10 protein-coding genes are annotated in these 12178 nt (G+C 41.2%); 2 read left to right on the top strand and 8 right to left on the bottom strand.

Annotated features, from left to right (window positions below; translation table 11 throughout):
* Positions 1–160 precede the first annotated feature (160 nt).
* Positions 161–2947, top strand: a complete 2787-nt coding sequence (locus FTV37_RS02660) for a DUF2339 domain-containing protein (protein WP_180062987.1) — start codon at positions 161–163, stop codon at positions 2945–2947.
* Between the two features lie 121 nt (positions 2948–3068).
* Here the strand turns inward: FTV37_RS02660 and FTV37_RS02665 are convergent, their stop codons facing one another.
* Both FTV37_RS02665 and FTV37_RS02670 read right to left on the bottom strand, forming a co-directional pair.
* Positions 3069–3992 carry a mechanosensitive ion channel family protein gene (locus FTV37_RS02665; RefSeq protein ID WP_180024385.1) on the bottom strand — a complete coding sequence of 308 codons (924 nt, stop codon included), beginning with the start codon at positions 3990–3992 and terminating at the stop codon, positions 3069–3071.
* A gap of 9 nt (positions 3993–4001) precedes the next feature.
* Positions 4002–4823, bottom strand: coding sequence for a hypothetical protein (locus FTV37_RS02670; protein WP_078192622.1), 822 nt, complete (start codon positions 4821–4823; stop codon positions 4002–4004).
* 100 nt (positions 4824–4923) lie between these two features.
* Between FTV37_RS02670 and gspE the strand changes: the two genes are divergently transcribed.
* The gene (gspE, locus tag FTV37_RS02675) at positions 4924–6411 is read left to right on the top strand and encodes a type II secretion system ATPase GspE (RefSeq protein ID WP_180062974.1); all 1488 of its coding nucleotides are present in this window, start codon (positions 4924–4926) and stop codon (positions 6409–6411) included.
* Positions 6412–6487: 76 nt separating this feature from the next.
* Here gspE and FTV37_RS02680 read toward each other — a convergent pair whose 3' ends face one another.
* The 6 genes from FTV37_RS02680 to FTV37_RS02705 all read right to left on the bottom strand — a co-directional run bounded on the left by FTV37_RS02680 (position 6488) and on the right by FTV37_RS02705 (position 11745).
* Positions 6488–7579, bottom strand: a complete 1092-nt coding sequence (locus FTV37_RS02680) for a hypothetical protein (protein WP_104852448.1) — start codon at positions 7577–7579, stop codon at positions 6488–6490.
* Positions 7580–7712: 133 nt separating this feature from the next.
* Entirely contained in the window at positions 7713–8138 is a 426-nt protein-coding gene (locus tag FTV37_RS02685) for an organic hydroperoxide resistance protein (RefSeq protein ID WP_180062975.1), read from the bottom strand.
* Positions 8139–8233: 95 nt separating this feature from the next.
* Positions 8234–9058 (bottom strand): carbon-nitrogen hydrolase family protein, encoded by an 825-nt coding sequence (locus tag FTV37_RS02690; RefSeq protein WP_180062976.1) that lies wholly within the window; start codon positions 9056–9058, stop codon positions 8234–8236.
* Positions 9059–9090: 32 nt separating this feature from the next.
* Positions 9091–9609, bottom strand: coding sequence for an anti-anti-sigma factor GigB (gene gigB / locus FTV37_RS02695; protein WP_180009658.1), 519 nt, complete (start codon positions 9607–9609; stop codon positions 9091–9093).
* 112 nt (positions 9610–9721) lie between these two features.
* Positions 9722–10690 carry an RsbU family protein phosphatase GigA gene (gigA, locus tag FTV37_RS02700; protein WP_078189557.1) on the bottom strand — a complete coding sequence of 323 codons (969 nt, stop codon included), beginning with the start codon at positions 10688–10690 and terminating at the stop codon, positions 9722–9724.
* A gap of 98 nt (positions 10691–10788) precedes the next feature.
* Positions 10789–11745 (bottom strand): VacJ family lipoprotein, encoded by a 957-nt coding sequence (locus FTV37_RS02705; RefSeq protein ID WP_180062977.1) that lies wholly within the window; start codon positions 11743–11745, stop codon positions 10789–10791.
* Positions 11746–12178 lie beyond the last annotated feature (433 nt).

Consider the following 12178-nt stretch of genomic DNA (forward strand, 5'->3'; position numbering starts at 1 on the left):
TAATTTCCTAATCCTAAAAACGGTTTTATTGTACGTGATTTTTTGCCCGCACGCAGAGTCTAGATTGTATATGTAACTTACCGAATCACTGATGAATAGTTTTAATCCATCCGTCGGGCTCATGTATCATCAAAACATTCAGGAAAATGACGAAGCAGGTATGCTGAAACAGAATAATGAAATCAAGATGATTTGGTTGATGACGCTGATCATGGTGGGGATCGGGGCATGGTACTTAGATGTTCGTATCCTGAGTTATATCAGTGGCATCGGTTTTATGCTCAGTGTGATGAATTATGTCGATGATTTGCAGCATGGCGCTGATGCACTGAGCTCATCAAAACAACCATTTCAAGTGACATCAAAGGTTCCGTTATATATTGCATCGTTATTAACGGTCGTTGGACTGTTAACAGAATTGGGATATTTAGTTGCGATAGGGATTAGCCTGTGGGTTTATTTTTTTCTGCGTTGGCTGAAACGATTAGAACGTCAGCTGCATCTATTGCAAGGACGTGCGCTTCAGTCGCAATCCAGTCATGCAGCTACTTCAATATCAGCGTTGACAATAGACCATCCTGAAAATTTTGATTCTCATGATACATCATCTGTACATCCCGCGACGGCAGTTGGTACAGCTAGACATCAGGCAGTAGTCAATTCAACGCCTTCTAATACACCATCCAAGTCTGCGCCAAATCTATCTAGTCAAATTCAGCAATGGCTTTTCCAAGGCAATCCCGTGTTAAAAGTGGCGGTATTGGTCTTGGTGATTGGCGTGGTGCTCTTACTCAGATTTGCCACAGAGCATTGGCAACTAAGCTTGGCCATGAAACTGCTGATCGTGAGTTTGATCAGTGCAGGTGTTGTCGGACTGGGTTTTTGGCTGCAAACCAAAAACCGCAGTTTTGCCTTAGCGCTAGAAGGTCTAGGTCTTGCAGCGCTGTTTTTGACTTTATTTTTTGCCTATTACAATGCCGTGATTTCGGGCTTTAGCATAGCCTGTGTACTGTATGCAGCGCTTATGGTATTGACGATTTGGCTCAGTTTAAAACAGCAGTCGGTAGAACTGGCAATCATGGCAATGCTGATTGCCTATCTTGCGCCATTTACCTTGCCTGTTCGTGATGCAACTGCAACGGAATTTATTGCCTATTATCTTGTAATTAATCTGGCTGTTGCGGTCATGAGTACTTTAAGACCGTGGAAATATCTGAATCAAATCGCTTTTTTGATGACGGTGATCATGGGTGGTGGATATGCTTTTTACCATGGATACACCACCGAACGTCAGATGATGAGCGTGCTGGTTTTAGCCCATGCTGCGATTTTTATCTGGCTGGGTTTTCGTTTTAGTCAGTTATTGGCAAAACAAGATCTTGCGCATTTTCAGCTTAAACCTGCCTTAGATATTGCGTTGATATTTGCCGCACCAGTGCTTGCTTATCTGGCATTGTATTTGATGTATTTTGAGGAAACGGTATGGCAGGCGGGGTATAGCTTGCTATTCGCAGCGCTTTTTGCCGTACTGTATAGCATCAGTAAACGTAGTGCTGTGATTCCACTGATTGCACAAAGTTATTTGAGTTTGACCTTAATTTTCTTGGCATTGATTCCACCGATAGTATTGAAAGAGCAGTGGAGTGTGGTCGGTTGGGCAGTTGAAGGTGCGTTGATATTTATATATGCCTTATACAAGCAGTCCAATATCAGCCGTTATTTAGGCATGGCGCTCTTGGTGATGGCGGGGTGTTCAAGTCTGTACTATTTGGTTCAACTGCCACATTTCCCTGCACAGATGTATTGGGGCGTGTGTTTAAGCTATTTGGCAGCCATTATCGTGACACATGCTATTCCTGCATTTCATAAACAGCTTTCAAGTTCGAGTATTGCCTTTCAATGTGTGCAAATGCTCTCAGCAACCACCATGTTCATCATGTTGCTCTTAGATTGGCTGCAGACTAGCCATCAATTGGCCTTGAGTCTATTGATCGTCAGTCTTGCCTATCTGGTGGTGAATGAAGGCTTGTTAAAACGAAAAGCTTCGTGGAGTTGGTCCATCATTAAGTGGACGGGTCTAGTGCCTGTTTATGTGATGGGGCTGTACCAAGTTATTTCAGTGAGTGAGAACGGTCAGTTACTTTGGCATTCAGCGATGGAGCAGATTTATTTTGCATTCGCTGGGCTGAGCTTGACGCTGCTTTGGCTACGACCATTACTCGGTGTGCGTGAAGAAAAAGAATGGGTCAGTCTCGGAATTTTGAGCAGCTTGGCGTGGACCAGTCTGACGCTGATACCCAGTATGCCGTATATCAGTGTGGTAATTTTGCCGCTGATATTTTGTGCATGGTGTTATTGGCAAGCGCAGCAACCGGCCTGGAAAATGTTTTGGCAAGCACGTAGCAGCTTGTTTTTGGCTCTAAGTTGGATCATTAGTTCGCAATTATATAGCCAGCAGGCCTTTGTGGGATATATCTTGCCGATACTGAATCCTTTTGATGCTGTGAGTTTGCTGTTGTTAGCGGCTTTTTTATGGATGTTGAATCAACAGTTAAAAGCCGGTTTAGATCGTAGCTTGGCTGCCGTGTTGAGTGTTCTAGGGCTACTTTGGTTAAGTAGTTATGTTGTGCTTCGTGCCTTACATATGTATCTGGATACACCTTATAACAGTTTAGACATTTGGAGCGATGCGACCGTTCAACTAAGTTTTACCGTGCTGTGGGTGTTATTGGCTTTGGTGAGTATGCGCTTTGCTACTCAGCGCCAATTACGTTCAGTTTGGCTACTCGGTGGCAGTATTTTGGTCTTGGTCACTTTGAAATTGGTCTTGCTGGATTTATCTCATGTCGGCACTCTCATGCGAGTGATTTCCTTTATGGCCGCAGGTTTTGCCATGCTTTTAATTGCTTATATTGCGCCCATGCCGAATGACAAGATTGAACCATGATGAAGTTCTTAAAGGTACGAGATCACTAAGCTGTACAGGTCGATGGCTATAAATAGTAGATGATAAAAAGCCCTGCATATTTGATGATATGCAGGGCTTTTCATATCAAGTCGATAGACCATTATTTGAGTTGAGGCTCTCGTTGAATCTCTTGTGCATTGGCATATTGATCGACGTCGGCATCGCTTGCTTGTGTAGAAAGCGGGTGGTCAACAAAACCCATTTTCGGTACAGGAATTTCAATTTTATTTTCGACAAAAGCATTTCGAATTCGTTCCTGCATTTCATCACGGACTTTCAGGAAATTCTCTCTTTGACACCAAATAGCAAAAAGCAGCTCAATGGAAGATTCACGAAAGGCAGTGACGGTCACGGCAGGTTTAGGGTCGGCCAAGACCAGTGGATATTTACTGACGGCATCTAATAGAACTTCGCGAACTTTGATGATGTCTTCATGAAAGTTAATCGCAAGAGTAATTGGAATGCGCCGTATTGGAAACTTAGACAAGTTATGTACAGGTGCCCGAATCAGTTGTTCATTCGGCAAACGGACATAGACATTGTCCTGCGTAAGTAATTTGACCGACAGTAAATCAATCGAGATCACTTCACCTTCAATGGTATGCCCACGAATCAGTGTCAATTGAATGGTATCACCAACTTCAAAAGAACCTTCACCGATCAAGAACATCCCGCTGATCAGGTTGGATGCGGACGTTTGCGAGGCAAAACCCAGTGCGACCGTTAAAATACCTGCTGCACCCAAGAAGACGCTGAGTTTAAAGCCGGCTTCTTTTAAACTTGCCATCACAAAGATTAAAAAGATGAAATAGAAAATCCCGCGACGCCAAACCAACTGCTGATGGGCATTGAAACGCATACCTACAGTGCGGATAAAGGTGTTTGAGATAAAACGTGCAATCAGAAAGCCGATGACTGCCAGTAAAACAGCCACCAATAATTCTGTCAGCCGATCGGTATTGAGATTGGCGACCATTCCTTTTAGGCTGCTGGTAATTTCTGTCGAAATATTTAAATCTGCCATGGCTCACCGTTAGAAAAATGAATCAAACATATTGAATAGCACATTGGCTGACTCGCGTGGCGGATGCAGATAAATTACGTCACCTGCTTGTGGCGGTGTACGGTTTTCAATTTTGACCCGCGGCGGTTTGTCATGACCTTCATGCACGACCCGAATTTGTGAAGTCCATAAACGTCCCGTACTTTCACTATAAAATAATGGCAAAGCCGGTACAGGGACATTCATACGGTCAAAGCGAATCTGTTGATTACTCACGTTATGAAACTCAATAGGGGTTACAGCACGAAAAGCGCGAGGTTTGAGTTGTTTGAGTTCTGTACGACCATCAACTGCTGTGGCATAGCAAATTTCACCCATTCGATGGTTCGGACCAAACCAGGTATCTTTTGGTAGAATCACAGGTATATCAAACAAAGGTTCTCTAAGACCTTCGACAAAACCAGCAATCCAAAGCGGTGTGCTGATATATAGCGTTCCGCGCTGTCCGGCTGGAATATAAATCGGATCGACCGGTTTAATCACCACAGACCGATCTGCCAAACGTGGCATGATTTGAATTTTGTCATGCGTCTGGCGGAACATATAACGTTCCATTTTAATGGGTTGTGGAAAACCAAATTCGGGGTCTTGTATCGGATGCCATTGCTGCTCATAGTCAAACTGAAAGGTCGGGCGATGATATTCCATACGCCACTCTTGCATGCCGCGCGTCACACGAAACAATAAAGACCCAAACTGCCAACTGCGCGGGTGATTCAGTTCAAATTGATATTCCCCCCACCATTTACGTTTTGGGGATTCCTTTTCAGTCAAATCATTTTCTAATGGCAATGCGTATATCCCTTGTCCTGATAAATCCTAAAAACAGACTTCACGCTGTCAGATGCTTAGAGTACACTCAAAACAACTTTTTTCATCATTATAATGCGTGATGCAAGTACTTAAACAATTACAAATACCATATAGTTTTGCCAAACGTCATGGCGTATTGCTTCGATATGAGGGTGATCAAGCTTTTATTGTGCGTCGTGAAAGCACGCCACTGTTGGCTTTACAAGAAGCACGTCGCTTTTTAGGGCATCCTGCACAATATCAATTATGTAGTGAGCAAGAGTTTAATCAATTACTCAGTGCAAGCTTTGCCGGAGACACCGGTGAGTCTCAACAAGTGGCAGCGGGTCTGGAAGATCATCCTGATTTACTTAGCCTTGCGGACTCTGTACCAGAAGCTGAAGATTTGATGGATCAGGAGGATGATGCGCCGATTGTACGCTTAATCAATGCCTTATTGTCGGAAGCGATCCGTGTCGGTGCTTCAGATATTCATATCGAATCTTTTGAAAAAAAGCTGTCTGTCCGCTTACGTGTCGATGGTCAGTTACGGGAAATTGTACAGCCACGTCGAGAACTTGCGCCATTGTTGGTGTCACGGATCAAAGTCATGGCCAAACTCGATATTGCAGAAAAGCGAATTCCACAAGATGGTCGTATTTCACTGCGTTTGGCGGGCCGTGAAGTCGATGTTCGTGTATCAACCTTACCTTCTTCGTATGGTGAGCGTGTAGTGATGCGTTTACTCGATAAACAAGCTGGGCGTTTAAACATGACCCATTTGGGCTTGATGCAGCATGACTATGATCGATTGAAACAACTGGTACATCGTCCGCATGGCATTATTTTGGTTACAGGGCCGACCGGTTCAGGTAAAACCACAACCCTGTATGCGGCATTGTCTGATCTAAATGATGGTTCAAAAAATATTTTGACTGCGGAAGATCCAATTGAGTATCAACTTGAAGGGATCGGGCAGACGCAGGTCAATACCAAAGTGGATATGACCTTTGCTCGTGCATTAAAAGCCATGCTTCGCCAAGACCCAGATGTGGTGATGGTCGGGGAGATTCGTGATTTAGAAACTGCTGAAATTGCAGTACAAGCGTCATTAACAGGCCATTTGGTACTTTCAACGCTGCATACCAATACAGCAATCGGTGCGGTGACCCGTCTTAAAGACATGGGGATTGAACCCTTTCTACTGTCAAGCTCACTGATCGGTGTGGTGGCACAGCGTTTGGTTCGAACCTTGTGCCGTCATTGTGCGACTTGGCATGATGCCGATGATTTTGAAAAAGACTTATTTAGGCATCTCGATGCATCGGCTGAGTTAAAATTGCCTCAACCTAAAGGTTGTGAACAATGCTCGCATACTGGATTTACAGGGCGTACCGCAATTTATGAAATCGTCCCGATTGATGAGCAAACACGTCGCCTCATCCATGGTAATGCTGCAGAGTTTGAGTTAGAAAATCATGTACGTGCAAATGCGGGTTCAATACGTGATGATGGTTTGCGCAAAGTGTTGGCCGGTAAAACCACATTGGAAGAAGTGCTTCGAGTCACCAATGAAGCGGCGGAGTAGAGAGTTTTTCTGTAATTTTTAAATATAAGATGTACTTATAAAGTGCATCTTATATTTTGGTAGGTATGAAATTAGCTTATTTTTCTAAAATCTCTTTTATTTCCATTTCTAATCTTTCATAGAATTGTTCTAAAGTCATATTCTTAAAAAATCTATTTCTATTTACATATGGCAAAGCTTCCTGCATCAATTGATTATATAAAGGATCATTAACATACTTTGCTAACACTAAACGTGAGATAGCACCTAGACCTGTGATATATTCTTTTTCATCTCCATGATTCAACCACTGATTTAAAGTTTCCAGATCTTTATGTTTTTCTTCATCATAAATTAAAAAATCATAAACTTGTTGTAACACGTGCTGCAATTGTTGTGGATCATTAAAATGAATTGCTTCCCCCTCTATTCCATGAATATTGGGTAAATACTGCAAGGTATGATCATCTATAAAATGTTGGCGTAGTATACGGATTGCTTTTTCTGATGAAATTTGAATATAACTTCCCAAAGCAATTTGGCTATATGCTAAAACATTTTTTTTACTTGAACATAGTATTAATATACCTTCATATATTTGATCATTAAAATCTCGATGATATATAGTTTCGTTAAATTGATTTTTTTTTCTCTGCTTTATAAAATTTAAAGATTCTTTATTTAAATCTAACCACTGATCTGCAAAAATACTGAGCTTCTCTTGTGTTTGTGGTATAGCTTTAAATTGTAATAACTGTTCTCTTGATACTGCTTCGACAGAGCTTAACATCTGTTCAATACTTTTCTGATCGGGGAAAATAACATCCCGACTAAAAAACACATAATGTTTTGCATCAAAAGCAACGAGATTATACTTACGTAGTGTATCAACCAATATTTTATAAAGGTATTTACTTTTTTCCTGTATATATTCGATGACAAAAACATTTGTAGAAAAATTAAAAAAGCCTTTTACATTACTAAAGAACTGGATAATTTCTTCATCAAAGTTTTCTGCAAGTTCAGGATTAGTCACAATACTTTCAACTTCAATGAGCCAATTTTTCAGATTTTCTGTAAAACCTAAATCTTGAGGATTGGTTGCAAAATATTCTGCCTGTTCTAATGTAGAAATTGTTGTTTGAAAATGATGCTGTTCAGCATCCCATACATAAAATAACGCAGACATTTCTTATAAACTCGGTTTTAATTATTCGTCTTATCTTATTTATGTTTGAAATATAAAGCTATATTTTTTATAAAATTTATTTTGATAATTTAGGAAGCTACCCTAAAACATTTTGTTTTAGGGTAGGAGTTCATCAGGTAATCGCATTTAACGTTACATTGATATTGCCACGTGTTGCATTGGAATAAGGGCAGACAATATGTGCAGCATCGACCAATTTCTGTGCCTCGCTTGCATCCATACCCTCAAGATGAATATTAAGCGTCACTTCAATACCAAATCCTGTTGGAATAGGGCCGATACCAACATCACCCTCGACGTAGGCAGTAGGGGTAATCAAAATTTTATCTCGGTTAGACACAAATTTCATTGCACCTAAAAAACAGGCTGAATAACCAGCGGCGAAGAGTTGTTCAGGATTCGTACCATTACCTGTACCCCCCATAATTTTCGGCACCGCCAATTGAACATCTAAATAACCATCGGACGTCGTTGCACGACCATCACGACCACCAGTGGCTTTTGCATGGGCTGTATAAACTGCTTTTTCTAAAGTCATTTTTCTAATCCCTCAGATGATGGTTCAAAATCATATCGTGGGGGATTTTGTTTAAATAATATTCAGTTTTTTTGTAATTTTATACAGAGTGAAAATCAATATTGAACCAAAACACGGTGCTGCATCAGTGGCATTGATGCGCGAATCTGTTGCTGCTCGTCTAAGTCAAAAGGAACTGTGAGTAGTTGAGCGCCTTCTTCTGCGGTGATTGCTAAAATTTGACCGCGGCTGTTGCTTGCTCCAGCATGCCCCCAAGTTTGACGCTTTTCACCATGCCAACCTTGTTGTGCGGCACCCAGTACAGCACATTGGCTATCCATGGCACGAGCTTGCAGTAACAACTGCCAGTGCATTTCACCCGTGGTATAAGTAAAAGCTGCAGGCGCCGTTAAAATGTTTGCACCTTGGCTACGAAGTTTCAAAGCCAGTTCAGGAAAGCGCAAGTCGTAGCACACCATCAGGCCAATATTGCCAAAAGGTGTTGTTGCAACTGCGGTTTCAGTACCAGGTTCAAAGAATTTTGATTCTTGATAGCCACCGACAGCGTCACCAACTTGCACATCAAATAAATGAATTTTGTCATAACGTGCTTCGGTACGTTCAGGGCTGATACACAGGCTAACAGTACGGACACGGCCATCTTGAATGATTGAACCATCTGGACGATAAGGGCATGGGAGTGTGCCCGCAACAATCCAAAGTTGATAACGATGTGCGAGTTTTTCTAGTCGCTGCTGAATACTTTCAAATTGCGCCGCGGTTTCGCGTTGTTTACCTGCGGCAAAGCAGACAAAATTTTCAGGAAATACAATGAGACTCGCACCTTGAGCCTGACATTGTTGCATCAATGACTCGATCACTTTGAAGTTATCTTCAATGTCATTTTGAGAATTCATTTGTGCAACGGAAAGTAAAGTCATGCGAAGTGGGTCTCTGCTGTGATTAACCTAAATTAGACATTTTGCTGCTTGGGTTGCACTAGATTATCCTGCTCTTTTTGCAGTTGTTTGACCAAAGGCTCAAACATATTTTGGTTGCTATCATTCAGTTTCATCAGCGTTTTGTGTGCATCTAAAACCGTATTCAGCATATTGCTATGGGTAATGTGTTCTTCCATAAGTGCGCGAGTGCATACACTTGGATCACCACAATAATTCAAAATAACAAACACTTGACCTAAACCCATGCTATTGGCAAGCGTTGTGATATCAGAGTTTGTAGACAACATTACCGCTTGGATATGGTGAACTTGTTTGAGCTTCAAACCCAGTTTCGCCAAAATGCCAAGAACAGTACTATCGATAAATGTCGTTTGGGTTAAATCAACGATTGCACCGACGACATTTTGTTGCTGTTCAATTTTGTTTAATAACTTGTCTAGACTAATACAAGATTGGGCACGCACTTCGCCAATAAGCTTAAAAATATGCGTTCCGTTCAAGCTTGCATATTCAACATGACCTGTTGACATATAAATGCCATTTGCAGAGAAGGATAGTAAATTATCCCATAGGGGCACAGCTTACTCAAGTAGCCGAGTATGATCAGAAAGTCGTATTCGGTTTAAGTGATTGATTTCGTGATTAATTGATTCGACGTAAACTTAGGATGGCAATGTCGTCAGCAACATGGTCTGGTGCTTGAAATGATTGATTTTGCAAGTGATAAACCAATTGACCTAGCTGTTCATTCAATCCACCGTCAAAAGGTTCAAGTGCGCCATCCGAGCAAATTACAAAGCGCGAATAACGATTTAAGGTAAATTCAAACTCTTCCACTTCTAGGTCTTCAGTTAAGCCGAGTGGGAAGCTACTGGTGTTTAAAATTCTTGCGGGAAGACCAGGTTCAAATAAAATGGCCGGCGGATAATGCCCTGCACTAGACCATTTCAAGACATGCGTATCGAGATTGAGTATCCCCGCAATCATGGTAATGTGCTTTTCAATATTTTCTTGAACCAACATACCATTGAGTTTTTTGATCAACTCTCTTGGGGTTTTTGAACGACCGTGGAAAGCAGCCATCCATGAGGTTAGTAAACTACTCGTCACCCCATGACCAGACACATCTGCGAGATAAAACATGATTTCTTTATCACTGATTTTCCAGTAATCGTACCAATCACCCGATAAATAAGCAGATGGTTGGAAGAATGTTTCAACTTTATAGTTGTGGAGTTCAATCGGATTGGGCAGTAAACGTTTTTGCAAATCTGCAGCAGAAGGGAGATCACGGCTGTCTTGATTACGTTTGTATTGCGCATCAATTTTAGTGAGTGCCACTTGAAGGTTGGTTGGAATATGATCCCAAACCCATCCTGCTAAAGCACCTTGTTGCCAAGCTTGAGCTAATGCAGCACCTTCATGCTCAAAAGCGAGCACAATGGTAGGAAGTGTCCATTGGTGATTTAAAAAGTCAGCAACATCAGCAATTGCAATGATCGTTGGATCATACAAGTCTAGATCTTCAATGTTAATCATTTGTACGCTAGGAAGCGCATCAAGTACCTGATCTAAATATGGAATATCACGAGTAGGTTGAATGAAATACATAAAGAATTAGATGAATCCTTCGATAGACAATAAGTGTACTATAGCAAGCTAATGATGGCTGGAGGGAAAAACCACACCAGCCAATTGAAAAATTTTATTTATTCAGTTGTTACCGTGTCGGTATCATCTGAACTGCTATCATCAATGAAATCGGTAGAATCATCAGAAGAAACATCTGTTGAATTATCTTCAGATTCATCAATATCGTCATCTTCTTCATCAATAAATAAGTTTTCTTCAGCAATACCTTTTTTCTCGGCAATAGAATAGTTCAGGCGTTGCAAATAGATATCACGAATTTGAGCGTATTTATCGCCTTGCAATACACCTTCGATATCCAGTAATTGAGCGCGAGTATCGATTCCACGTAAAGTTTGCTCAGACCAATACGCCACATCATGACCATCAAGCATATATTTCTGTGGACGTCCTTGACTATCTACAGCTAGACCGACGGTTTGGCGCAATGTGCTTGGACCAAGCACTGGTAGAACAATATAAGGACCAGAAGGAATACCGTAATATCCTAAAGTCGCGCCAAAGTTTTCATCTTCGGTTTCTAGGCCTAGGCGGCTTGCAGGGTCAGCAAAGCCTAAAGTTGTCAGTGTATTAACAGTAAAACGCCCTAGACTTTTTGCGGCACGGGTCGGCCGTCCTTGGATGAGTTGGTTAAATGCATTCCAAGGTTCGCCCAAATTTTTACGGAATAAACGATACGATTCACGAATATCCTTAGGGGTTTTTGCTACATATTGCATAGCAGCAGGGCGGGCAATATGGACATCTAAATAATCATTAAATGCGTAAACTTTCCGGTTGATCGGTTGGAAAGGGTCTTTATCTTCTTCTGATTGTGCTGCATTGGCGTTTACAGATAATTTTTTTGCAACTTCAGATGACTTGACCATCGCAGCATGCGCAAGTTGTTGTGTTTTTGATTTATTGGCAGCTTCTGAGTCTTGAGCAACAGGTGCTGAAGCCTCGTCATTTGCAAATACAGGTGTTGTTACGACAAGTGACAATAATCCTGCATATAAAAAAGAAGTTTGGCGCATATATAGTCCTGACGCTTTTAGCGCGGCAAAATGTTTGCCGTATAATAAGTAAAAACGTTCAAATAATCCTGATTTATTACTATTAAACCAAATTTGATCAAAATATGAATGAAAAAATGTAATTTGAGTGAAAAATGTGCGCTCAAAATAATTATTTAAAAAAAGGTGTTGCAACGAATGTGAAATGCTGTAGAATGCACATCCATCGGCGGTGATGAAGATTAAAACTTCTGATAAAACAATGACTTGGTTGAATTGATTAAGTTGGGTTTTATTTTTTAAGTTTAAAAATAATTTGAATTACTAGTTGACTCTTTAGAAATAAAGAGTAATATAGCCGACCTAGCTTGCTGGTGACGAACCAACAAGAAGATCATTAAGAGATTATGAAGAACAACTTGTGTGGATTTTTACTGATTGATCGATCGAAATT

The organism is Acinetobacter sp. YH16042, assembly GCF_013417245.1.
GTDB classification, from domain to species: Bacteria; Pseudomonadota; Gammaproteobacteria; order Pseudomonadales; family Moraxellaceae; genus Acinetobacter; species Acinetobacter amyesii.

What these genes read in the sequence shown, in the direction of transcription:
- FTV37_RS02660 (WP_180062987.1), top strand. Translation starts at nt 161, where the DNA reads ATGCTGAAACAGAATAATGAAATCAAGATGATTTGGTTGATGACGCTG.
- FTV37_RS02665 (WP_180024385.1), bottom strand. Translation starts at nt 3,992, where the DNA reads ATGGCAGATTTAAATATTTCGACAGAAATTACCAGCAGCCTAAAAGGA.
- gspE (WP_180062974.1), top strand. Translation starts at nt 4,924, where the DNA reads ATGCAAGTACTTAAACAATTACAAATACCATATAGTTTTGCCAAACGT.
- FTV37_RS02680 (WP_104852448.1), bottom strand. Translation starts at nt 7,579, where the DNA reads ATGTCTGCGTTATTTTATGTATGGGATGCTGAACAGCATCATTTTCAA.
- FTV37_RS02685 (WP_180062975.1), bottom strand. Translation starts at nt 8,138, where the DNA reads ATGACTTTAGAAAAAGCAGTTTATACAGCCCATGCAAAAGCCACTGGT.
- FTV37_RS02690 (WP_180062976.1), bottom strand. Translation starts at nt 9,058, where the DNA reads ATGACTTTACTTTCCGTTGCACAAATGAATTCTCAAAATGACATTGAA.
- gigB (WP_180009658.1), bottom strand. Translation starts at nt 9,609, where the DNA reads ATGTCAACAGGTCATGTTGAATATGCAAGCTTGAACGGAACGCATATT.
- gigA (WP_078189557.1), bottom strand. Translation starts at nt 10,690, where the DNA reads ATGTATTTCATTCAACCTACTCGTGATATTCCATATTTAGATCAGGTA.
- FTV37_RS02705 (WP_180062977.1), bottom strand. Translation starts at nt 11,745, where the DNA reads ATGCGCCAAACTTCTTTTTTATATGCAGGATTATTGTCACTTGTCGTA.